27 protein-coding genes, 1 tRNA gene and 1 riboswitch are annotated in these 21626 nt (G+C 66.6%); of the genes, 14 read left to right on the forward strand and 14 right to left on the reverse strand.

Going from position 1 to position 21626, the window contains the following annotated elements; genetic code table 11:
* Position 1: 1 nt before the first annotated feature.
* The 5 genes from thiS to KNW02_RS02250 form a co-directional block, all read right to left on the reverse strand.
* Entirely contained in the window at positions 2-199 is a 198-nt protein-coding gene (gene thiS / locus KNW02_RS02230) for a sulfur carrier protein ThiS (RefSeq protein ID WP_216031626.1), read from the reverse strand.
* Entirely contained in the window at positions 168-1160 is a 993-nt protein-coding gene (thiO, locus tag KNW02_RS02235; protein ID WP_216031627.1) for a glycine oxidase ThiO, read from the reverse strand. The genes thiS and thiO overlap by 32 nt, the downstream gene beginning before the upstream one ends.
* Complete coding sequence (gene thiD, locus KNW02_RS02240) at positions 1157-1960, reverse strand: bifunctional hydroxymethylpyrimidine kinase/phosphomethylpyrimidine kinase (protein ID WP_216031628.1); 804 nt, start codon at positions 1958-1960, stop codon at positions 1157-1159. Before thiD ends, thiO begins: the two co-directional genes overlap by 4 nt.
* Positions 1961-2012: 52 nt before the next feature.
* A riboswitch (TPP riboswitch) is annotated at positions 2013-2114 on the reverse strand.
* A 38-nt stretch (positions 2115-2152) separates the two neighbouring features.
* Positions 2153-2722 (reverse strand): retropepsin-like aspartic protease family protein, encoded by a 570-nt coding sequence (locus KNW02_RS02245; protein WP_216031629.1) that lies wholly within the window; start codon positions 2720-2722, stop codon positions 2153-2155.
* A complete protein-coding gene (locus KNW02_RS02250; protein WP_216031630.1) occupies positions 2722-3339 on the reverse strand; it encodes a MarC family protein in 618 nt (205 codons plus the stop codon). The genes KNW02_RS02245 and KNW02_RS02250 overlap by 1 nt, the downstream gene beginning before the upstream one ends.
* 160 nt (positions 3340-3499) lie before the next feature.
* On the opposite strand from KNW02_RS02250, the gene KNW02_RS02255 reads away from it, so the two are divergent.
* The 14 genes from KNW02_RS02255 to KNW02_RS02320 all read left to right on the forward strand — a co-directional run bounded on the left by KNW02_RS02255 (position 3500) and on the right by KNW02_RS02320 (position 14373).
* Positions 3500-3736 (forward strand): twin-arginine translocase TatA/TatE family subunit, encoded by a 237-nt coding sequence (locus KNW02_RS02255; RefSeq protein WP_216031631.1) that lies wholly within the window; start codon positions 3500-3502, stop codon positions 3734-3736.
* Between the two features lie 22 nt (positions 3737-3758).
* Positions 3759-4244: a Sec-independent protein translocase protein TatB gene (gene tatB / locus KNW02_RS02260; protein WP_216031632.1), complete on the forward strand. Its 486-nt coding sequence runs from the start codon at positions 3759-3761 to the stop codon at positions 4242-4244.
* A 1-nt stretch (position 4245) separates the two neighbouring features.
* Positions 4246-5103, forward strand: a complete 858-nt coding sequence (tatC, locus tag KNW02_RS02265; protein WP_252733352.1) for a twin-arginine translocase subunit TatC — start codon at positions 4246-4248, stop codon at positions 5101-5103.
* Positions 5100-5957: an ATP-binding protein gene (locus KNW02_RS02270; protein ID WP_216031634.1), complete on the forward strand. Its 858-nt coding sequence runs from the start codon at positions 5100-5102 to the stop codon at positions 5955-5957. Before tatC ends, KNW02_RS02270 begins: the two co-directional genes overlap by 4 nt.
* 56 nt (positions 5958-6013) lie before the next feature.
* A complete protein-coding gene (locus KNW02_RS02275) occupies positions 6014-7288 on the forward strand; it encodes an XRE family transcriptional regulator (protein WP_216031635.1) in 1275 nt (424 codons plus the stop codon).
* 100 nt (positions 7289-7388) lie between these two features.
* The gene (locus tag KNW02_RS02280; RefSeq protein ID WP_216031636.1) at positions 7389-7748 is read left to right on the forward strand and encodes a response regulator transcription factor; all 360 of its coding nucleotides are present in this window, start codon (positions 7389-7391) and stop codon (positions 7746-7748) included.
* A 35-nt stretch (positions 7749-7783) separates the two neighbouring features.
* Positions 7784-8122: a hypothetical protein gene (locus KNW02_RS02285; protein ID WP_252733354.1), complete on the forward strand. Its 339-nt coding sequence runs from the start codon at positions 7784-7786 to the stop codon at positions 8120-8122.
* Positions 8112-10772 carry an ATP-binding protein gene (locus KNW02_RS02290; protein ID WP_216031637.1) on the forward strand — a complete coding sequence of 887 codons (2661 nt, stop codon included), beginning with the start codon at positions 8112-8114 and terminating at the stop codon, positions 10770-10772. The genes KNW02_RS02285 and KNW02_RS02290 overlap by 11 nt, the downstream gene beginning before the upstream one ends.
* A gap of 81 nt (positions 10773-10853) precedes the next feature.
* Positions 10854-12068 carry a flagellar motor switch protein FliM gene (locus KNW02_RS02295; protein WP_216031638.1) on the forward strand — a complete coding sequence of 405 codons (1215 nt, stop codon included), beginning with the start codon at positions 10854-10856 and terminating at the stop codon, positions 12066-12068.
* A gap of 87 nt (positions 12069-12155) precedes the next feature.
* Positions 12156-12374 (forward strand): translation initiation factor IF-1, encoded by a 219-nt coding sequence (gene infA, locus KNW02_RS02300; protein ID WP_010397442.1) that lies wholly within the window; start codon positions 12156-12158, stop codon positions 12372-12374.
* 22 nt (positions 12375-12396) lie between these two features.
* A complete protein-coding gene (locus tag KNW02_RS02305; RefSeq protein ID WP_216031639.1) occupies positions 12397-12999 on the forward strand; it encodes a Maf family protein in 603 nt (200 codons plus the stop codon).
* A complete protein-coding gene (locus tag KNW02_RS02310) occupies positions 12996-14048 on the forward strand; it encodes a ribonuclease E/G (RefSeq protein WP_216031640.1) in 1053 nt (350 codons plus the stop codon). Before KNW02_RS02305 ends, KNW02_RS02310 begins: the two co-directional genes overlap by 4 nt.
* Positions 14048-14212: a DNA gyrase inhibitor YacG gene (locus KNW02_RS02315; protein WP_216031641.1), complete on the forward strand. Its 165-nt coding sequence runs from the start codon at positions 14048-14050 to the stop codon at positions 14210-14212. The genes KNW02_RS02310 and KNW02_RS02315 overlap by 1 nt, the downstream gene beginning before the upstream one ends.
* 85 nt (positions 14213-14297) lie before the next feature.
* A tRNA-Phe gene (locus tag KNW02_RS02320) sits at positions 14298-14373 on the forward strand.
* A gap of 67 nt (positions 14374-14440) precedes the next feature.
* On the opposite strand, the gene KNW02_RS02325 is transcribed toward KNW02_RS02320, so the two are convergent.
* From KNW02_RS02325 to KNW02_RS02360, 9 genes are all read right to left on the reverse strand, one after another.
* The gene (locus KNW02_RS02325; RefSeq protein WP_216031642.1) at positions 14441-15469 is read right to left on the reverse strand and encodes a site-specific integrase; all 1029 of its coding nucleotides are present in this window, start codon (positions 15467-15469) and stop codon (positions 14441-14443) included.
* Entirely contained in the window at positions 15466-15654 is a 189-nt protein-coding gene (locus KNW02_RS02330) for a hypothetical protein (RefSeq protein WP_216031643.1), read from the reverse strand. Before KNW02_RS02330 ends, KNW02_RS02325 begins: the two co-directional genes overlap by 4 nt.
* Positions 15655-15656: 2 nt before the next feature.
* Positions 15657-16358 carry a hypothetical protein gene (locus tag KNW02_RS02335; protein ID WP_216031644.1) on the reverse strand — a complete coding sequence of 234 codons (702 nt, stop codon included), beginning with the start codon at positions 16356-16358 and terminating at the stop codon, positions 15657-15659.
* A gap of 97 nt (positions 16359-16455) precedes the next feature.
* The gene (locus KNW02_RS21095; protein WP_256447677.1) at positions 16456-16590 is read right to left on the reverse strand and encodes a hypothetical protein; all 135 of its coding nucleotides are present in this window, start codon (positions 16588-16590) and stop codon (positions 16456-16458) included.
* A gap of 297 nt (positions 16591-16887) precedes the next feature.
* Complete coding sequence (locus tag KNW02_RS02340) at positions 16888-17961, reverse strand: phage portal protein (RefSeq protein ID WP_216031645.1); 1074 nt, start codon at positions 17959-17961, stop codon at positions 16888-16890.
* 1 nt (position 17962) lies between these two features.
* A complete protein-coding gene (locus tag KNW02_RS02345) occupies positions 17963-18508 on the reverse strand; it encodes an HK97 family phage prohead protease (RefSeq protein ID WP_216031646.1) in 546 nt (181 codons plus the stop codon).
* Positions 18508-19734, reverse strand: a complete 1227-nt coding sequence (locus tag KNW02_RS02350) for a phage major capsid protein (RefSeq protein ID WP_216031647.1) — start codon at positions 19732-19734, stop codon at positions 18508-18510. Before KNW02_RS02350 ends, KNW02_RS02345 begins: the two co-directional genes overlap by 1 nt.
* Positions 19727-20080, reverse strand: a complete 354-nt coding sequence (locus KNW02_RS02355; protein ID WP_216031648.1) for an HNH endonuclease — start codon at positions 20078-20080, stop codon at positions 19727-19729. Before KNW02_RS02355 ends, KNW02_RS02350 begins: the two co-directional genes overlap by 8 nt.
* Complete coding sequence (locus KNW02_RS02360) at positions 20071-21600, reverse strand: terminase large subunit domain-containing protein (protein ID WP_216031649.1); 1530 nt, start codon at positions 21598-21600, stop codon at positions 20071-20073. Before KNW02_RS02360 ends, KNW02_RS02355 begins: the two co-directional genes overlap by 10 nt.
* Positions 21601-21626 lie beyond the last annotated feature (26 nt).

A 21626-nucleotide genomic window follows, 5' to 3' on the forward strand; every position in this document is an offset into this window, starting at 1 on the left:
CTCAGCCCCCCTGCATTGGCGCGAGGATTTCCAGCCGGTCGCCGGCCGCAAGCGCAAGCCCGTTCCGCGCCGGGGCGGGCACGAAGCTTTCGTTCACCGCCGTCGCCACGCGGGCCTCGGCATAGCCAAGCTCGGCCAGCGCCTCGGCCAGCGTCAGGGCCGCGATCTCATGCGGCGTGCCATTCACCGTGATCTTCATCCATCACCTCCGGTTTTCTGCCGTCGAGGACCAGTTCCGCCACCATCCGCGCCATTGCGGGCGCCAGCAGGAAGCCGTGGCGGAACAGGCCGTTGACGAGGATGCGGTCGCCCTGCCGCCGGATCCGCGGCAGGTTGTCGGGGAAGGCCGGGCGCAGATCGGCGCCGACCTGGATCACCCCGGCCTCGGCAAAGGCCGGGTCCAGCGCATAGGCCGCGTTCAGCAACTCGACCACCGAGCGCAGCGTGGCCGCGCCGCGATGTTCGGTTTCGATCTGGGTGGCGCCCAGCATGTAGGTGCCGTCGCCGCGCGGCACGAGATAGATCGGATGGCGTGGATGCAGCATCCGCACCGGGCGGGTCAGCTCGATGCCGGGGGCGCGCAGCAGCACCATCTCGCCGCGCACGCCGCGCAGGTCTGGCAGGCGGTCCCGTGCCGCCAGCCCGCGGCAGTCGATGACCGGGCCGGTGGCCGGTGCGGTCTCGATGCCGACGCCCTGCGCCTCCAGCCGGTCGGCCAGTGCCGCCAGCGCCTTGCGTGGCGCGATATGCGCCTCGGTCGGAAACAGCAGCGCGCGGTCAAAGCGCCCGGCCAGCGCCGGCTCGGCCTCGGCCAGCGCGGCGGCGTCCAGCATCCGGTGATGGCTGGTGCGGCGGGCAAAGCGGTCCAGCTCGGCCCGGTCACGGCCGAGGGCCAGGACCAGCGAGCCCTGATGCGTGACCTCGGCCCCGGCGGCCTGCCACCAGCCGGCGGCTTCCCGGCCCAGCCGGACGACTGGTTCCTCGGCGGTCTCGCCTTCGCAGAAGGGGGCGAGCATGCCACCGGCCCACCAGGAACAGCAATGCCGGCCGGGCCTGCCTGCGGGATCGATCAGCCGGACGGCGGCGCCGCGGCGGGTCAGTTCGGTGGCGACGGCGAGGCCCGCGACGCCTGCGCCGAGGATGGTGAAGGTCCGGCTCATGTCCATATCCCGTGGAAGTGATGCACCGGCCCGTGGCCCGCGCCGATCCGCAGCAGATCGGCCGAGGCGATGGCCCCGTGCAGCCAGCGATGGGCCGCGCCGACCGCCTGTTCCAGCGCCAGCCCCCTGGCCAGTTCGGCGGCGATGGCCGAGGAAAAGGAACAGCCGGTGCCATGGGTGTTCGCGGTCGTGATCCGGGGGGCGTGGAAATGCGTGGCGCCGGCGGGCGTCACCAGCCAGTCCGAACAGATCTCGCCCTCGGCATGGCCGCCCTTGACCAGCACCGCCCCGGCGCCGGCCGCGATCAGGGCCGCCGCCTGCGCCGCCGCCTCGCCCGAGCCCGTGGCGACCGGGCGGCGCAGCAGCCGCGCGGCCTCGGGCAGGTTCGGCGTCAGCAGGGTGGCGCGCGGCAGCAATTCGTCGCAAAGGGCCGCCACCGCATCCTCGGCCAGCAGCGCGTCGCCGGATTTGGCGATCATCACCGGGTCCAGCACCACCGGGCCGTCATAATCCGCAAGCGCCGCTGCCACCGCCCGCACGATGCCGGCATGGCCCAGCATGCCGATCTTGACCGCATCGGCGCCGATATCCTCGAGCACCGAGGCGATCTGCCGGGCCACGAGGTCAGGGGTCAGCATCTCGACCGCCTGCACGCCGCGGGTGTTCTGCGCGGTGATCGCGGTGATGGCCGTCGCCGCATAGACGCCACGCGCCGAGGCGGCCTTGAGATCGGCCTGGATGCCGGCGCCGCCGCCGCTGTCCGAGCCTGCGATGATGAGGAGTTTCGCGACCCCCGGCATATCGTCCTCCACATGCGGGCGGCGGCGAGACGGGGGGAGGCGGCGCGGCTCAGCGCGGGTGGTCTCCGTTCCCTACGCCGGTATTGCCCGGATCAGGTTCGATGGGTTGGCTGCGGCCTCTCAGCCCCGCGACGGGGCACCCCAACGGAATGGCGGCACGATAGTCCCCGGCCGCAGGCTTGGCAAGCCGGCTCAGCGTTCCAGCACCAGCAGATCGCCCTCGAAGCCGACGCGGGCAAAGCTGCGCAGGTAGGACATGCCCAGAAGCGAGCCGTCCAGATCGCCGCCGATGACCCAGGCGCGGACATTGCGGTCGACAATATCACCGATGGCGAATTCCTCGATGGTGACGGGCGCCGTCTGTACCTCGCCATTGGCAGTCATGGCGCTGCCGATATAGGCCAGATCGTCGGGGTCGATGCCGATCCGGCGCGCGTCCTCGGGGCCGAGCGCGATGCTGGAGGCGCCGGTATCGACCAGAAAGCGTACATCGGCCCCGTTCAGCCGCGCGGTCAGGCGGAAATGGCCGTCGCGGCCCATCGGAATCTCGATCCGGCCGCCCTCGGCGACCTGCTGGCGCGGGCCGTCGCCCTCGACCCACCAGTTCGCGGCAAAGATCGCCCCGGCGAAGATCACCCCCCAGAGTGCCGCCTGCCTGAGTGCGCGGCTGCCGCGGCCCGAGACCTCGATCAGCAGCGCGCCGCCGATGAAGACCAGAAGCAGTGCGTAATAGACCAGTTGCATACCGTCATCGGTGGACATCAGAACAGGCCCGATCCTTTCAGCCCGTCGATCACGAACTGCACCGACAGCGCCGCGAGCAGCATCCCCAGAAGGCGGGTGATGACGACGACCCCGGTGCGTCCCAGGGCCCGGGCCAACGGGGTGGCCAGATAAAGCAGCAGCAGCACGATGGCCAGAACCGCCAGCAGGACCAGGTTGATCATCACCACATGCAGCCAGCCGTCCCGCTGCCCGACCAGCAGGATCATGGTGGCGAAGGCCCCCGGCCCGGCGATCAGCGGCATGGCCAACGGAAAGACCGAAGGGTCGTGGGTGACGGGTTCGCCATGGCCCTGACCCTCGCGCCGCTCGGTCCGGCGCTCGAACAGCATGTCGAGCGCGGTCAGGAACAGCAGCATCCCGCCGGCGATGCGAAAGGCCGGCAGCGAGATGCCGATGGTGGTCAGGATCGCCTCGCCCGCCAGCCCGAACAGCATCAGCAGGACGGTGGCGATCGCAAGGGCGCGGATCCCGACCCGGCGCCGCTGGGCCGCGCTCATGTCCGGGGTCAGGGCGATGAAGATCGGCGCCAGCCCGATCGGATCGATGATCACGAACAGGGTGACAAAGGCGGTGACATAGAGCGACAGGTCCATGTCTCCCTTATCGCCCGAGCCTTGCGCGCTGCCAAGTCGCAGAAGGGCGGCGGCGATTGGCCGCGGCGCGTGATCGTGACCGATTCGGCCTTTGCAATCCCGCCCCCGAAGCCCTAAATCTGTCGCACGGACGGGATTCCGTCCGGCAAGGGAGTTTTCAATGCCACTGCAAAATATCGGCCTTCCCGGCCTTCTTCTGATCGCGATCGTCGTTCTGGTCCTGTTCGGGCGCGGCAAGATCTCGTCCCTGATGGGCGAAGTCGGCAAGGGCATCACGGCCTTCAAGCGCGGGGTCAAGGACGGCACCGACGAGATCGAGAAAGCCGCCGAGGAACCGCGCGACGTGCCCGGTGAAAAGGCGCGCGACGTGACGCCGAACCCGACCGACCGCAGCTGACCCGGAAAAGGCGCGGCCCGTCATGTTCGATATCGGCTGGACCGAGCTTCTGCTGATCGGCGTCGTGGCGCTGATCGTGGTCGGTCCCAAGGACTTGCCGCATCTGTTCCATTCGCTTGGGCGGTTCACCGCGCGGGCGCGCAGCATGGCGCGCGAATTCAGCTCGGCCATGGAGGATGCGGCGAAGGGTTCGGGGCTGGACGAGGCCGCCGGCACGCTGCGCGACGTGAAATCGCTGACCTCGAAAAAGGCGCTTGGGCTGGGCGCGCTGGACCGCGCCGCCTCGCGGTTCGAGAACTGGGATCCGAAGCTGCCCGAAGCACAGGCCAAGGCCCCCCGCGATCCGGGCGCGACCGAGCCGACTGCGGGCGCCGGTGCGACGGCGGCCAGCGCCGCAGTGACGGCCCCGGCGGCTGCCGAGCCGACGGTCGCGGCTGCGGCCGCGCCGACGACGACCGGCGCACGGCGGCTGCATGCGGTGCGACGCAGCGACAGGAAAGACGACTGAATTGGCCGGAAATACCGAACAGGACGACGCGCTTGAGGACAGCTCGGCCCCGCTGATCGAGCATCTGGCCGAGCTGCGCACCCGCATCATCTGGTCGATGCTGGCCTTCATCGTGGCGATGGTGCTGTGCTATACGGTCTGGAAGCCGGTCTACAACGTCCTGACCCAGCCGATCTGCGAGGCGCTGGCCGCCCGCGATCAAAGCTGCCAGTTGCAGATCATCAAGCTGCAGGAAGGCTTCTTCACCGCCATCAACATCTCGTTCTTCGGCGGCTTCGTCCTGGCCTTCCCGATCATCGGCTATCAGATGTGGCGCTTTGTGGCACCCGGCCTCTATCGCAGCGAGAAACAGGCCTTCCTGCCGTTTCTGGTCGCCTCGCCGGTGATGTTCACCATCGGCGCCAGCTTTGCCTATTTCGTCATCCTGCCGATGGCCTATGACTTCTTCCTCAGCTTCCAGCAGGCGCCGGTGGTGGCCACCTCGGAGGAGGTGACGACGACCGGGAACGTGGCCGGGATCGCCTTTCAGGGCTCGATGCAGGAATATCTCAGCCTGACGATCAAGTTCCTGCTGGCCTTCGGCCTCAGCTTCCAGTTGCCGGTGCTGCTGACGCTGATGGGCAAGGCCGGGCTGGTCAGCGCCGAGGGCCTGGGCGCGATGCGCAAATACGCCGTGGTGGCCATCCTGGTGCTGGCCGCCGTCGCCACGCCCCCCGACGTGATCAGCCAGGTGGTCCTGTTCACCGTGGTCTATGGGCTTTACGAGGTCTCGATCCAGCTGGTGCGCCGGATCGAAAAACGCCGCGAGGCCGAATTGCGGGCGCAGGGCCTTTGGGTCGATGACGAGGAAGAGGCATGAGGGATGACGGTTCGCAGGGCGACACGCTGAGCCGCATCGCCGCGGCGCTGGAACGTCTGGCCCCGCCGCCGGCGCCGGAACCCACATTCGCCGAGGCCAGCGCCTTTGTCTGGCATCCCGATCCCGACCGGCTGGAACCGGTCGAGACGGTGAACCGCGTCGATCTGGTGCAGCTTATCGGCATCGACCGGGCCAAGGACACGCTTCTGGCCAACACGCTGCAATTCGCGCATGGTTTCGGCGCCAACAACGCGCTGTTGTGGGGCGCGCGCGGGATGGGGAAATCCTCGCTGGTCAAGGCGGTCCATGCCGAGGCGGTGGCCAGGGGCCTGCCGCTGGTGCTGGTCGAGATCGCGCGCGAGGATCTGGGCTCGGTCGGGCGGCTGCTGGCGATCCTGGGCCGCGCGGCGGACCGGCGCTTCCTGCTGTTTTCCGACGATCTGTCCTTCAGCCATGACGATACCCAGTACAAGTCGCTGAAGGCGGTGCTGGATGGCGGCATCAGCGGGCGGCCGGGGAACGTGATCCTTTACGCCACCTCGAACCGGCGCCACCTGATGCCGCGCGACATGATCGACAACGAACGCTCGACCGCGATCCATCCGGGCGAGGCGGTCGAGGAAAAGGTCTCGCTGTCAGACCGGTTCGGGCTGTGGCTGGGATTCCATCCCTGTTCGCAGGACGAATATCTGGCCATGGTGCGCGGCTATTGCGACGCCTATGACCTGACGATCGCGGCGGACGAGCTGCGCGCCGAGGCGGTCGAATGGCAGGCCACGCGCGGCGGCCGTTCGGGCCGGGTGGCGTGGCAGTTCTTCACCGATCTGGCCGGACGGCACGGCATCGCCGTCTGAGCGCCGTTTGCCAAGCCGCTTGCGCAAGCCGCGCGGGCGGGGTTTCATCCCAAGTCATGAGCAGCCGCGGCCCCACCCATGTCCTGACCGGCACCCGGATCCGGGAACGTCGCCTGTCGCTGTCGCGGCGGCAGGCGGATGTGGCGCGGGCGGCGGGCATCTCGCCCGCCTATCTGAACCTGATCGAGCATAACCGCCGCCCGGTGGGCGAGGATCTGGTGCAGCGTCTGGCCGAGGTGCTGGAGGTGCCCTCGGACGAACTGGCCGAGGGCCGCGAGGAGGCGCGCATCGCCGCCCTGCGCGAGGCCGCCGCCCGACTGCCCGATGCCGCGCGCGGACTTTCCCCGGAACTGGAGCAGGCGCCCGAATTCCTGGCCCGCTTTCCCGGCTGGGCGGCGGTTCTGGTGGCAAGCGCGCGCCGGTCCGAGGCGCTGGAGCGGCAACTGGTCGCGCTGTCGGACCGGATGACGCAGGACCCCTATCTGCTGACGACGCTTCACGAGGTGCTGTCGGCGGTGACCTCGCTGCGCTCGACGGCCTCGATTCTTGCCGAAGGCTCGGAGATTCCCGAGGACTGGCGGCAGCGCTTTCATGCCAACCTGAACGAGGACAGCCTGCGCCTGTCCAACATGGCCCAGGCGCTGGTGAAGTATCTGGACAGCTTCGAGACCGACGGCGCGATCTTCACCCCGCAGGAGGAGGTCGAGGCCTGGATGGCGGCGGGCACGCCGCCGGTCGAGGGATCGGGGGATCTGGCCTCGGATGCGGCCCGGCTGCTGGCCCGGGTGCATCTTGAGCGGATCGCGGAGGAACGCGCGACCCTGCCCGACGAGGAACTGGCCGCGGTGGCGGGGGATGAGCGCGACCCGCTGCGGATCGCGGCCGAGCTGCGCCAGCCGCTGGATCTGGTGATGCGGCGGCTGGCGCAGCTGGGCCGGGCGGGGTTCGAGCGGGCCGGGCTTCTGGTCTGCGACGGCTCGGGCGCGCTGACGCTGCGGCGGCCGGCGCCGGGCTTTCCGTTGCCGCGCCCCGGCGATGCCTGCCCGCTCTGGCCGCTGTATCAGGCGCTGGCGGCGCCGCAGACGGCGATGTCGCATCTGGTCATCACGCCCGAGGGGCGACGTTTTGCCACGCTCAGCTATGCCACCCGGCGCCAACCCGGCGGGACTGGCGGCCCGGTGCTGACCCAGGCGCAGATGCTGATCCTGCCGGCCGAAACCGCCGCCGCATCACCCGCATTGCCGGCAATTCCCATCGGTCCGTCCTGCCGGATCTGTCCGCGCACGGTCTGCGCCGCGCGGCGCGAGCCGTCGATTCTGCGCGGGTCATAGCACTTAGGTCGGATCCTTCCCGGGGAATCGGGCTTTGACAGCCGCGCCGCTTCCGTCACATGATCCGTTCAGTCTGAAACGGAGGGGCGGCTCGGGGCCGATGGTGCTGGACATCCTGATGATCGAGGATGAGCCGAACATCGCCGAGGCGGTGCGGTTCATCCTTGGCCGCGACGGCTGGCAGCTGCAACTGCATGCCGATGGTCTGGGCGGGATCGAGGCGATCCGGCAGGCCCGGCCGCGGCTGGTCATCCTCGATCTGATGCTGCCGCATCGCTCGGGCGCCGAGATCCTGGCCGATCTGCGCAGCGATCCCGACGCGGCGCTGGCCGCGACGCCGGTGCTGATGCTGACGGCGCGCGGGCAGACCCCGGAACTGGCCGCCCAGGCCGATGCGGTGCTGGGCAAGCCCTTTGCCAATGACGATCTGCGCGCCCAGGTGCGCCGGATGCTGGCATGAGCCGCAGGGCCATGGAGCGGGGGGGGGCGTGACCGATGCCTGATCGTCCGCTGTTTCTGGAACGGGCCTCCTTCCGCCGCCGCCGGCTGGGCGATGCGGCACGGGTGCTGCCGGTGGTGTCGGCCCTGCTGGTCCTGCTGCCGGTCTGGTGGATGCCACGCCTGATCAGCTTTGCCGCCGGGGCGGCCTGGTTCTTCGGATTATGGGCGGCGCTGATCCTTGCGGTCTGGGCCCTGCACCGCGCGCTGCTGCGGGCCGAGGCCGTCACCCTGCGCGCCGAGGCCGCCGTGGTCGAGGCCGCGCGCGAGCGCGCCGCCGCGCAGGCCGCCGAAACGGGCGACACCGCAGCCAGGGACAGTCACGGTGCCTTTTGAGACCCTGGTCGCGGGCTGTCTGGCCTATGTCGCGCTGATGTTCGCGGTGGCCTTCGCGGCCGACCGCGCGGCGGAACGGGGCCGGGTCCGCTGGCTGGATCATCCGCTGGTCTATACGCTGTCGCTGTCGGTCTATTGCTCGGCCTGGACCTTTTACGGCGCGGTCGGCTATGCCACCCGCTCGGGGCTGGAATTCGCCACCATCTATCTGGGGCCGACCATCGTCTGCACCGGCGCCTGGTGGGGCCTGCGGCGGCTGGTGCGGGTCGCGCGGATGCATCATGTGACCTCGATCGCCGACCTGATCTCGGCCCGGTTCGGCAAGTCGAACCCGCTGGCGGCGCTGATCACCCTGATCGCGGTGATCGCGGCGACGCCCTATATCGCCCTGCAGCTGAAATCGGTGCGCCTGTCCTTCGAGGTCTTTGCGACCGAGACCCCGCAGGGGGCCGCGCCGGGTGGCGCCTTCGGCGGAATCGGGCTTTGGGTGGCGGCGGGGCTGGCGCTGTTCACCATCCTGTTCGGCACCCGCAACCTTGCCGCCGACGAACGTCACCACGGGGTGGTCACGGCGATCGCGCTTGAGGCCGTGGTCAAGCTGCTGGCCTTTCTGGCGCTTGGCGTCTTCGTCGTCTGGGGGCTGGCCGAGGGCCCCGCCGACATGCTGGACCGCATCGCCCGCGCCGGCCGCGACCCCGAACTGGCCGAAGGCTGGCTGCTGCGACCGGACCGCTGGACGGCGCTGATCCTGGTCTCGGCCGCGGCGCTGGTGACGCTGCCCAGGATGTTTCAGGTGATGGTGGTCGAGGCCGCGGACGAGGAACGGCTGCACGTCGCCGGCTGGGCCTTTCCGGCCTATCTGTTTGCCATGTCGCTGTTCGTGCTGCCGATCACGGTGATGGGGCGCGAGTTGCTGCCCGCCGATGCCAATCCCGACCTGTTCGTGCTGACCCTGCCTGCGGCGGCCGGGCAGAACCTGCTGGCCTTTCTGGTGTTTCTGGGCGGTTTTTCGGCTGCGACCTCGATGGTCGTGGTCTGCGCCATCGCCCTGGCCACGATGATCTCGAACCACTGGATCGTGCCCGGCTGGCTGGCGCTGCGCCGCCGCCCGGCCGGCGAGGAAACCGAGGATCTGCGCGGGCTGGTGCTGAACGCCCGGCGTCTGGCGATCATCGCCGTGGTCGGCGCGGGCTGGGTCTATCACGAGGCCTCGGGCGGCGGCGCGGCGCTGGCCTCGATGGGGCTGGTGGCCTTCACCGGCATGGCACAGGTGCTGCCGACGATGCTGGGCGGGCTGCTGTGGCGCGGTGCCAACCGGCGCGGCGCCTATGCCGGGTTCGGGACCGGCTTTGCGCTGTGGCTGGCGCTGATCTTCCTGCCCTCGATCGGGATCGGCGCGCTGCCGCCCCTGCCCGAGAGGGTCGATCCGCTGGCCTTCAGCATCTTTCTGTCGCTGTCGCTGAACACGCTGGTCTTCATCGGGGTGTCGATCTTCGGCTTTCCCGACCCGGTCGAGCGGCTGCAGGGCCTGTCCTTCGTCAGCGCGGTCGAGCCGATCCGCCACAGCCGCATGACCCGCGGCGAGGATCGGGCCGAGCCCCTGCTGGCCATGGCGCGTCGGGTCTGGGGTGCCGATCCGGCGCTGCGCTTTTTTCAGGCCGAGGCCGCGCAGCAGGGGAAATCCGGCTATCTGCCCGATCTGACGCCGAATTTCCTGACCCGGCTGGAGCGGCGGCTGGCCGGCTCGATCGGGGCGGCGACGGCGCATGCGATGATCGACCGGGTGGCGGGGGGCGTGGCGCTGACCGTCTCGGACCTGCTGCAGGTTGCCGACGAGGCACAGCGCGCCAAGGAAGAGGCGCAGCGGCTGGAAAGCGCCACCACCGAACTGGCCCGCACCGCCACCCAGTTGCGCGAGGCCAATGACAAGCTGACCGCCCTGTCGGTGCAGAAGGACGCCTTTCTGGGCCAGATCAGCCACGAGCTGCGCACGCCGATGACCTCGGTCCGGGCCTTTTCCGAGATCCTGATGACGCCCGATCTGTCGGACGAGGAACGGGCCCGCTTTGCCAAGATCATCCATGACGAGGCCGGGCGGCTGACGCGGCTGCTGGACGACCTGCTGGACCTGTCGGTGCTGGAAAGCGGCCGCGCGCAACTGACCGTGACGGCGGCCAATCTGCACGACCTGATCGGCCGGGCGCTGTCGGCGGCCTCGGCCACCCGCCCCGAGCGCAGTTTCACGGTCGAGCGCGACATGCCCTCCGAACATCTTCCCGTCATCACCGATGCCGACCGGCTGTTGCAGGTGCTGATCAATGTCATCAGCAATTCGCGCAAATACTGCGATTCCGACCGGCCGGTGCTGCGCATCCGGGCGCGCCGGTCCGAACAGGGCGGCGCACAGATCGACATCATCGACAACGGCTCGGGGATCGACGCATCCCGGCAATCGCTGATCTTCGAGAAATTCGCCCGGCTGAACGATCCGGCGCGGGCGGGCGGGGCCGGGCTGGGCCTTGCCATCTGCCGCGAGATCATGGCCGTTCTGGGCGGCGATATCACCTATCTGCCCGGTCAGGGCGGGGCGGCCTTCCGTATCGAACTGCCGCGGCGGCCCCCCGCAGGCGCCGCGCAGACGCATTCGTAAACGCTTTCTCAACCTGTCCTTGCCAGATTGCCCCTTGGGACATGGCGAATCGGGTTGATGATGGCGATGCAGGATACAGGCTTGGCGGACCGGGACGAAGGCCCCGGCAGTGGTGTTCTGCGGCGCCTGCTGACGGCGCGCGATCAATCGGCGGCGGGGGCCGAGAAGGCGCCACACCTGCCACAGCCCGTGCCTCCGACACCGGCGCGCGCCGCGGCAACGGCCATCGGACGGGCGGCCGACCGGCTCTATCATCTTGCGGTGCAGCCGGTCGCGGTGACCCCCGGCGCGCTGACCCTGGCGGAACTGCCCGAATTGCTGCCCTCGCCCGCGCTTCTGGTGGTGCTTCAGGGGCCCGGCGATCTGGTTGGCACGATCGCGCTTTGCCCGGAAACGGTGACCGCCCTGATCGAGATCCAGGCGCTTGGCCGCGTGACCGCGCGGCCGGTGGAACGGCGCCGCCCGACCCGCAGCGACGCGATGATATGTGCCGATTTCGTCAATGCGCTGATGGCCGAACTGGCCTCGGAAATGGCCGGGATCGACGGGTTCGACGGCATCAAGGGCTATCGCTACGCAACCTATCTGGATGATCCGCGCCCCTTGGCCCTGATGCTGGAGGACAAACCCTATCGCAGCCTTGCCTTCGATTTGCGGCTGGGTGGCACCGAAACGCGGGACAGCCGGATCTTTCTTGCGCTGCCCCAGCCGGCAGCACAGGAGAGGGCGCCGGCCGGCAGGGACGACAGCCCCACCCGGGCCACCCCCACGGAAGGCCGGTCCGCTGGACCCGTCGTGGCCGGCGCAGCCCCCCCGGTGGCGGCGCCGTCGCGGCGGCCCGCCAGCGCGTCACTTGCGTCCTCCGTCCAGCTGGCGCCGGTGGATCTGGTTGGTGTGCTGTTTCGCCGGCGTATGACTCTGGGTGAGTTGCGCGGGCTGGCGGCAGGCAGGCTTCTGCATATGCCCCGGGCAAGCCTGACCGAGGCGCGGCTGGAAACACCCTCGGGGCAACTTCTGGCCATCGGCAGGTTCGGCGAGGCCGAGGGATGCCACGCCCTGCGCCTGCGTGACCCCCTCGCGGTCCTGACCCCGGCCCCCGCGGCGTCGGAGGCGGTTGATGCCGGGGCGGCGCGTCCGGCCGGGACCACCGCGCCGGGCGCCGCGCCCGAGCCGCCGATCGAGGATCTGTCTGAACCCGATGCCTTCCGGCAGAATGACGCCGACAGGGGATCCGTGGCGCCCGGTTCCGTCGCCACGGCCACGCAAGGTGCGGCAAAAGCGGCCGGCGGCGCCTGAGGGCGCTCTTTTCCCTTGAATTCCGCGCCTTGTGGACGCATCTAACGACCGTCCCGAATCTTGCGGGGCGATCATCGCGGAGTAACCATGGCCAAGGAAGAAATGCTCGAATTCCCCGGCGTCGTGAAGGAACTCCTGCCGAATGCGACATTCCGGGTCGAACTCGAGAACGGCCATGAGATCATCGCGCATATGGCAGGCAAGATGCGGAAGAATCGCATCCGGGTTCTGGCCGGCGACAAGGTGCAGGTCGAGATGAACACCTACGACCTGACCAAGGGACGTATCAACTATCGCTTCAAATAGTCTGCCGCCGGACGCGCCGGTGATGACCGATCGCAGACCGCCAAGGCTTGTTCTGGGTTCGGCCAGTCCGCGCCGGCTGGAACTGTTGGCCCAGATCGGCGTCCTGCCCGATGCCGTTCGCTCGGCCGATATCGACGAGGCGCCGCGCAGGTCTGAGGCGCCGCGCGACTATGTGTGCCGCATGGCCGTCGAGAAGGCCGAGGCCCTGCCCCTGGCCGGCGATGAGGCCCTGCTGACCGCCGACACCACGGTCGCGGTTGGTCGGCGGATCCTTGGCAAGCCTGCCGATCGCGACGAGGCGGCGCAGTTCATGCGGCTGATGTCGGGCCGGCGCCACCGCGTCCTGACCGCCATCGCATTGCGCCACGACGGGCGCATCAGGCAGCGGCTGGTCGAGACGCAGGTCCGCATGCGGCCGCTGTCGGCCGCCGATCTGGAAGCCTATCTCGATATCGGCGACTGGCGGGGCAAGGCGGGCGGCTATGCGATCCAGGGCGCCGCCGCCGCCTATATCCCATGGATCCAGGGATCCTTTTCGGCGGTGGTTGGTCTGCCGCTGGCGGAAACCGCGGCCATGCTGGCCGCCATCGGCCTGAAAGGGCGCGCAAGCGAGGGGGCGACATGAAGGGACGTCAGATCGTTCTGGATCACCTGTTCGGCGCGGCTGCCGCGGCGCTGATGGAAGACGGCAGGCTGATCGACCTCGTCATCGATGCGGATGATCTGACGCCGCTTGCCCCGGGCGCCATCTGCCGCGGGGTCGTCGAGCGGCTGGTGAAGGGACAGGGCGGGGTCTTCCTGCGTCTGCCCGAAGGTCAGCGCGGCTATCTGCGCGACCGAACCGGTTTCCGCGAGGGGCAGTCGCTGCTGGTTCAGGTTGCCGGCGTCGCCGAAGAGGGCAAGGCGGTTCCGGTAACGTCGCGGCTGCTGTTTCGTGGCCGCTTCGGGCTGGTCACGCCCGGCATGCCCGGCGTCAACCTGTCGCGCCGTATCCGTGAGAGTGAGACCCGCGCCCGGCTGGGCGCTCTGGGCGAGGATGTTCTGGCCGGCCGCGGGCACGGCCTGATCCTGCGCAGCGCCGCCGCCCATGCTGAGGCGGACGAGATCACCGGGGAACTTGTTCCGCTGATCGATCTGGCCGACCGGATCACCGGCGAGACCAGCGGCGCCCCTGAATTGCTGCTGGATGCGTCGGACGCGTGGGAGCGCGCCTGGTTCGACTGGGCCGACCCCGAGCCGGACGCCGTGGAACGGGGCGAGGGCAGCTTTGCCCGCAATGCCGTGCTGGAGGCCGTGGACACCCTGCTGTCGCCACGCATCGACCTGCCCGCCGGGGCCGGGGCCTTCATCGAGCCGACCCGTGCGCTGGTCGCCATCGACGTGAATACCGGCCGCGACACCAGCCCCGCGGCCAGCCTCAAGGCGAATATCGCGCTGGCGCGCGACCTCCCGCGGCAGTTGCGTCTGCGCGGGCTGGGCGGGCAGATCATCGTCGATTTCGCGCCCGTGCCCAAGCGCGATCGCGCGACGCTGGACCAGGTGCTGCGCACCGCCTTCAGGGGCGACGGAACCGAAACCACGCTGATCGGCTGGACCGCGATGGGGCTCTACGAGATCAGCCGCAAGCGTGATCGTGTGCCGCTGGCGCGGCTTGCCGCGGGGCGAGGCGGCTGATGGCAGCCTGCCCCCTCTGCGGAAAGCCCTCTGCCGCGGCCTACCGTCCGTTCTGCTCGAAACGTTGCGCCGATATCGATCTCGCCCATTGGCTGCGCGGCGATTACGTCATTCCGGGAACCTCCCAGGACGAGGTCGCGCCAGATCCCGACGAGCGCGACTGAAACATTCGTGCTTTTGGGTCTGGACATGGTGCCCCGTCACCCGTAAACAGCGCCGCACACCCGGTGTCGGACAGACGCTCAGGGCGCCCGGATAGCTCAGTTGGTAGAGCAGCGGATTGAAAATCCGCGTGTCGGTGGTTCGAATCCGCCTCCGGGCACCATCTTTTCAAAGACTTGCGTCATGTCGATGACCTCATTGCTCGATTTTTGAAACAGCCGTTGAAACATTTACGTTCTGGGCTTGTTCTGTTCCCAGCGATTTCGGGCTTCCTGCGCCCTTGTCGCCAACTCTTTCTGCCTTATCTGTCCTCCGTATTTTTTCAGCATCTCAGCGCCAGAATGGCCGGTAACGGCCTTCACTAGCTCGTCGTCATTGCCAGCCTGATAAAGCTCAATGGTGGCGTTCTTGCGCAGCCCGTGGGTGACGTAGGTCATGGCGTCCGGGTGCTGCATCCCGGCTTTCACCTTGCGCATATCCTTGGCGACAACCTCGTATCGAACAGGGCGGCCCTTATCGTCGGTGATGACGGTCAGGCCCTTTTTCTCGACCGTCGCGAGATAGGCATTCAGGCGGTCGGTGAACGGGATCCACAGGGGCTTGTCCGTCTTGCCTTGGGTGAAGTCCCATGCGCCGTCCTTGATATGGTTCCAGCGCATTTTCACAATGTCACCGATCCGCTGGCCGGTGCCGATGCACAACTCATAGACCAGACGGGCGCGGGGCGGGGCGAGGCATTCAAACTCGGTCCGCACGTCATCAGGCCAGGGCACCCAGCCGTCGCCTTCCTGCTTGAACAGGGGAATACCCTTGGCAGGGTTGCCGTGTTCCTTCTTGAGGAAGCCGATCAGGCGGGCGTGGTTCATTAGCACGACCATCACCTGAACCAAATAGTTCGCCTGCCGCCAGTGTTCGGCGTTGGCGCGGTGCAGTTCGTAGATGTGGTGCGTCTCGATCTTGGTCGGGTCTTTGGTGCCCCAGATCGTGCGAATGTGGCTGATATACTTCTGATAGTCGCGCTTGGTGCGCGGCTTCAACTTCTTGAAACCCTCGCTCTCATAGTAGCTGAGGATCAGCGCCTCGAAATTGCGCTTCACCGGGACAGGCTCACGGCCTTTCAGCAGCAGGTTATAATGGTCCCAGAACTCGGGCGTGCCCGGCTCCTCCTTCATCATGACCGACTGACCGCGCGCCCGGCGGATGAACCGGACATAGTTGCGATCCTGATAGACATACTTGGGCAGTTCGCTTTTCGTCATTTGCCCATCCTCAGATCGCCGCTTGTGAAGTCGTCGCCGCCCTCGGGGTCGGTCATGCTTGCATCAAGTGTGATGCTGCCGTCAGGCTTGATCTCGAACCTTGTCCGCATCCAGCCAGCCGCCCGTGCGTCGCGCAGAAGCGCGGCAACGGTGCTTTTTGCTTGGGTGGTAGGGCGGGGGGCCATCGTCAGGCCCCTTTCATCCAGTTAGTATCGCGAGCGCGAACATACGCCTTGATTTCGGCAAAGCGGCGCTGACGTTTTTCACCGCGCAATTCATCGTTCCAGGGATGCGTGAGAGCCAAGGGATAACCTTGATCGTCAGCGCCATAGAAGCGACTTGCCCACATCTCGGCGGCAACGGTCAGCAGGGCCACGGGCGCAAGGCCGCGCACGCGCATGATTCCGCTATGCTCGGCACGGTCCTTATCCAGCAACTCAGCGGTAGGTTCTGGCGTTCGGAATTTGACCGTGGTGTTCTTCATCTTGAACACAGCATTTTTCTGGTTTTCTTGGATCTCGAAATACGGAAATTCGCCGAAGTGGGATTCATCATCCAGCTCAGCGCCAAACATCCTAACCAGAACTTGCTCAAGGGTCGGACCATCTCCAAAGAGATATGCCGGAAGATTGCCATCTCCTTCAACGGTGCGCAGCTTCATGTCGCGGTATCGTTCGACAGCCTCAACCATCTTTGCCGGACTGTCAGTCGAAAGCAGCGCAATAGTCATTCGCGCCGCGTCCAATGGTATCATGTTGGGCGCGTTGACGCCTCTTGCACCTGTCGTCAGAAGGCCCGCCTCCTTGAGGCTGCGGGCCACCAGTGTGACGGTCTTTTCGTCAACGCGATAGACGCGCGAGATAAGCGATATGAACGATCCAGATTTCATGCCTTATTGTCTATCACGCAATAAGAGGTGCCGCAATCATTTTGTGTATCGCTCAAATAGTGCCCGGCCAGACCTCGATCCAGCCGGGCGATCCGCATCATGCGGCTTCCCGGCGCTTGGTGCATTCGGCCTTCCAGAGTTCAAGCGCCGGTTCCAGTTCAAGGCCCTCGTCCAGAACGGCTTTCAGCACGAACGCCATTGCCTCCGCCTCGTGGCCGGTCAGGTGCCGCAAGCCTTCCCTCGTGCGCTTTTACAGCTTGTATCCCTAGTTCGCGATTTCTTGCCGGGAAAGACGGGCGAATGAAGCGGACGCCTCCCGACGTCGGGAGGCGCTTACCTTCGGTTCCTCCACGCGCGCGCGGGCGAATGAAGCGGGGCCGGTGCAACATCCCGCTGCCCCGCAGGTAATGGACGTGCGCCGGTATCGTGAATCGCAGCAGCCAATCTTGAATTACCTGCCCGTCAGGATCGACATCCTCGAAAGGCTCATAAAACCCGGCTATGCGTGTCAGATCGTCAGCCGCGATTTTCATTCCTCGGCCCAATCAATAAACGACAAAGCGTCGGTGACGGTGGCATCATCCAGCCCCGCCTCTTTCGCCTGTGCCATCGCTTGCAACATCCCCGCGAAGGCCCGTGCTTTGCCGCCATGATCGAAAGCCTGCATCGGCCTGACACAATCCAGCGTGACCTTGCTGCCGATCTTGGCGGTGGCTTCCTCGGCCATCAAGTTGCAGATCGGTTGCAGGACAAGCTGCGCTAAATGGCGTTGCGCTTCCCTCACAAGCGGCCCGGTGGTTGCCGGGTTGTGCAGGCCGGGAAGGATACCAAACGCGCTGTAGATCGCGCCCTTGGCGTCCGTCAGCAGCGTATCCGCCAGGGTGCGTTGCAGGTCCGGGGTAAGCTGATCAGGTGCCTTGCCCAGATTGGGGTGCATACCAGCAGCGGTTGCCTGCGCCACGCCCTCGATCACAAGAGCCTGACCACGCCGCCCGCGAAAGCCCTTCCGCAAGCTATCCATATCGTCAGCCGCCGAATCCGGGACATGGACGATCTGGGAACCGATAGGCGCATCCCGGAATACATCGGTCAGCGCCGTCTCGACCGCGTTCAACAGGTTTGCCGACAGCTTGGCCCGCATCAACGGTGCCGTGCCGGTCCAAGGTGCCGCTGAATCGCTGCCGATCCTGAAATGAAGCACCTCGCCTGCCAGCGCCGTTTCAGATCGCCCGCCGCCCGCCTCGGGGATACTCATGCGGTAAGCACGGGGTTCGCCGTTCCGCGTGGACAAGTCCCAGTCAACCGCCGGAATCAAGCGATCCCGGATCAGCCAAACAGATTCGCCCCGCAGCGCCAGAGAACGCGCTGTGAGCGCCAGAGAGTGCCGGGATAGCAGATCGGTGCCCGACACGTCAGAAAGGCTTAGACCGGCCTCCCAGAGGCTCACAGAGGCTTGTGCAGCCGCCGTCAGTTCCGCGATCCCGGATTGCCCGCTGATCCAGCTTTCCCGAGCCGCCACGATCTGCGCCGTGAAACCGGGGGAAACTGCGCGGGTTTCGACGGGCCGGGATTTCAGCCGGTTGAATAGATCCATCAGGCCCATGTCACAGCCTCCAACGGTTGAGGGGGTGAAGCGGGCGGGCGACTGCCTCTTTCATGCCCCATGCCCGAGCCTCGATCTGCGCCGAGGGATAGGCGGGCCGGGTCACTGCGCTGATCTCGAACAGATCGGCCTTTGTGACAGTCCGCAGCATCCCGTTGCCCCGCCGCTCAATCCGTTCGCCATCAGGCCGGACGCGAAAGCCCGGTGACAGCCCCCGAATCAGGCCAGAGCCATGAGCCGCCAGAAAGTCCCGCGCCCATGAAGTCCCGCCGTCCAGTGTGGCGTCGATCTGCAAGGCGTCGTCGGTTTCGGTCAGGGTCAGGTTGCCCGCCGATCTGGATGCCAGCGGGCGATTGTAGTCATGGCCCGCCAGCAGGTGAATATCTTCGCCGGTTTCAATCCGGTCTGCGAAAGCGCGGGCGGCGATAACCTCATACCGCCCGTTAGCCAATTCGGTTTCTTGGCCGTAGGGGAACCGGGCCGACAGACGGGTTTCCCCGCCTGCCGTCCTGATTTCCAGGCTACCGATTGAGCCGCCCCACAACATTACGCGGAACCGATGCCGGTGATCACGCGGACCTGTGCCTGACGCGGCATGACCAGATCAGTGGTCAGCAGGCCGGTAAGCCGCAAGCCGCCGCTCGTGGCGTCCGAATACGGGTCGCGGATCATATCCACGCCGCCCCAAAGGCCCAGATAGGCCGGGGAAAGCCCGCCAGCGGTGACGGTCAGCAGAGCCGTGCCAGCGTCCAGTTGCGTGGCCTTGACCACGTTGCCAGCGCCGACATGCTTCACTAGGCGGTCCCATTCGGTAATTCCGCTGCCCGCGTCCCAGATCGCATCGTCAAGATCGGACCAATCTTGCGGATTGATCGCCAGCTTGACCTGCGAAGGATCGGCAATGGCATTGGCAGCCATGAAGGCCAGAATTTCAGCCTTGAAGGTCGCCCACGTCGCCGCCCCGGTAATCGCCTCGGTATTGCTCGCCCCGGTGACGATGCCGGTGGGTTCGCCCGAAGCGCCCGAGCCGATCAGGATCGCCCGATCCAGTTCAGCGCCGATAGCCGCCGCCATATCCCGGCGAATAGCCTGCTCAAGCCCCGCGCCGGTTTGCTTCATGGCCTTGCGAGAGATACGCATATGCGCCCCGAGCGTGTGATCGGGGGAAAGCGTAGCCTCGGCAGTCTGGAACGCGGTTGCCGCCGGAACGTCGCCGCCCTCGGTCGCAGCCCATCCAGCAGTCGCGCCAGCGGTCGCAACAGGGTATTCCTGCGATCCCTGCGCGATCTGCACCGAATTAACGCCGATCCGGGACGCAACGGAAGTCGGAAACAGCCGGTCGAAAATGCTCAGGGTGCGCACGGGCGACGGGGTATCGGTCGAAACCGTATTCCGTTGCTCCAAGGCTTCCAGCGGAACCGGAATGCCGCGGTATCCGCCTGCCTCGCGCATCTCCTGCACAATCTCGGCCGTCTGGCCCGAGAGGCTGCGACCTTCATCAAGCGCCAGCACAACCTGCCGAGTCTCGAAAGAGGCCATCATCTCGGCCCATTCCTTGTCGGAACGGGTTTCCAGTTCTTCGCCCGCCTCGCGCCGCTCGGTATCTTCGGCAATCAGCGCAGCCCGGTAACGGGTTTCATTGGCGCGATATTCTGCATCCAGCGATTCCATGCTGCGGGTTTCATCGTCGGACAGATCGGGCTTGCCGACCAGCGCCGAAAGTGTTTGGCGAATTTCGGACTGTCGCCGTTGCAGTCTTACAGAATCAAGCATGATTAACCTCATGTGTTGCTCGATTGGATTTTGCCGCTAAATCAGCGACGGCTTGCCCCCAAGCGCGTTTCTCGGGGGTGTCAAAGACCGGCGACCAGCCGACTTCGATTCGGGTTTTCTGCGCGTGACAGGACGGTGCCAGCGCCTGCAAATTGGCCGGATCGAACGCCAGTTCGGGATGCGTCCGCACGGGTTTGATGTGGTCAATTTCCAACCGCCGCCGTTCACCGCAGCCGCAAGCACAGGTCCAGTTGTCGCGTTCCAGAATGATCTGCCGCAGAACCTGCCAGCGTTTGGTTGACGTCACGCGCCGGGAATGTTTCCGATATTCGCGTTTCAGGCCCATGCGATTCTCGCTTTCTTCGCGGGTGCAGCCAGCATCCGGGCACCTTGCGCCACAGCCAGGACGGTTGCCGCCACAGCGTCTATGCGGCCCAGAGAGCGGCCTTTCGCCAGCTTGGCGTTGCCGTTCGGATCATGAATGACAATGGCGTCACTGAACGCGCTGCGCAGCAGCAGGGACGGGATAACGCTGATCTCGCCATCGAACAGTGCCCGCCTGAACCGCTCAATATCTTCGGAGCCGTCTTTCCAGCCAAAGCCCCGCCAGATGAACGGCACCTTGCCCAGCCCCGCCTTGTCCATCGCCTCGGTAAACTCGGCATGGCGGAACCTGTCTCCGCAGATACAGGCCGGGGTGATCCCGTCCAGCATCCGAACGATCTCGGCCAGCCACGGCCCCGGCGGAACGGTGTTTTCGCCCATGACCGACAATTCGCCGCGTTCCTGCATCTCGACATAGCGGCCTGACACGCCATCAGCCGCGCCACGATCCGAAAGGCCGGGTTTGCCGGGAAAGGTGCCTATCGCTTCAAGTCTGCTTGTCTGGGGCCAGTAGAACGCCGCTGCCGACATTGACCGAGATCCACCAAGATCAACGCCAAGGATGCACGGCCCTTCCCGTGCAGGCAGTTCATCCGGGTTGACCTCGGCAGTCAGCCATTCATCCACGGTGATCAGGACCGACTTGTCCTCGGTGCTGACACGCTCGTTTCTGTTCAGGTTGCGGAAGCTGGACAGCGCCGATCCGCCCCGCGCAATCGCCCGCCGCGCTTGTGCGACCAGCCATTCCGGGCTGGAACCGATGCCTTCCTTAGCGCCGGGATTGGCTTCCAGCAGCGAATCCAGATCGTCCGCAGGCAGGCCAAATGCGGGCCGGTGTTCTTGCACGAAAGTGCCGGGGGGCGGTTCATCAAGCCAGCGGGAAAAGGTATTCGCATCATCCGGTGCGGACGTGCTGATGATCAGGGCGCGACCATCGCGCTTGCCAAGGCCCGACAAGATCGCGTTTTCCAGATTGTCGCCCTTGTCGCGTTCCCATGCGGCCCGCTCATCCATGATCGCCAGTGTCGGTGCGCCGCCCAAGATCGACTTGCCATCTGCCGCAATGACGCGGGCCAAGCCGCCGCCATTGTCGGGATATTCGACCTCAAGTTTGCTGCCGCGCCGGATCGTGAACAGTTCCTGTTCTTCCTCGGGCAAGGATTCGATGAAGCCGACCAGAAACCCGAAAGCCGTTTTCGCCTGATCCCGATTTCGGGCCGCGAATATGATTTCCCGCTTGGGCTGATCGTCCCATGCCCCGACCAGATGCCCGAGAGACAAGCCCGCCGAAAGCGCGGTTTTTGCGTTGCCGCGACCGATCGACAGAACGCCGATCATGTTGCCCGGTGCCAGAGCGCCGCGAACGAATTGCTTCTGATACCGCGCCAGTTTCAGCGGCTTGCCAGCAAGTTTGCCCTCGGGGATCGTCAGCCCGGCAAGGAATTTCAGCGCCGCAGCGGCATGTTTCGTTGGACGGCTCATATCTGCCCCCGGAATTTTTTCGGAAG

This window comes from Paracoccus marinaquae (genome assembly GCF_018860165.1).
GTDB classification, from domain to species: Bacteria; Pseudomonadota; Alphaproteobacteria; order Rhodobacterales; family Rhodobacteraceae; genus Paracoccus; species Paracoccus marinaquae.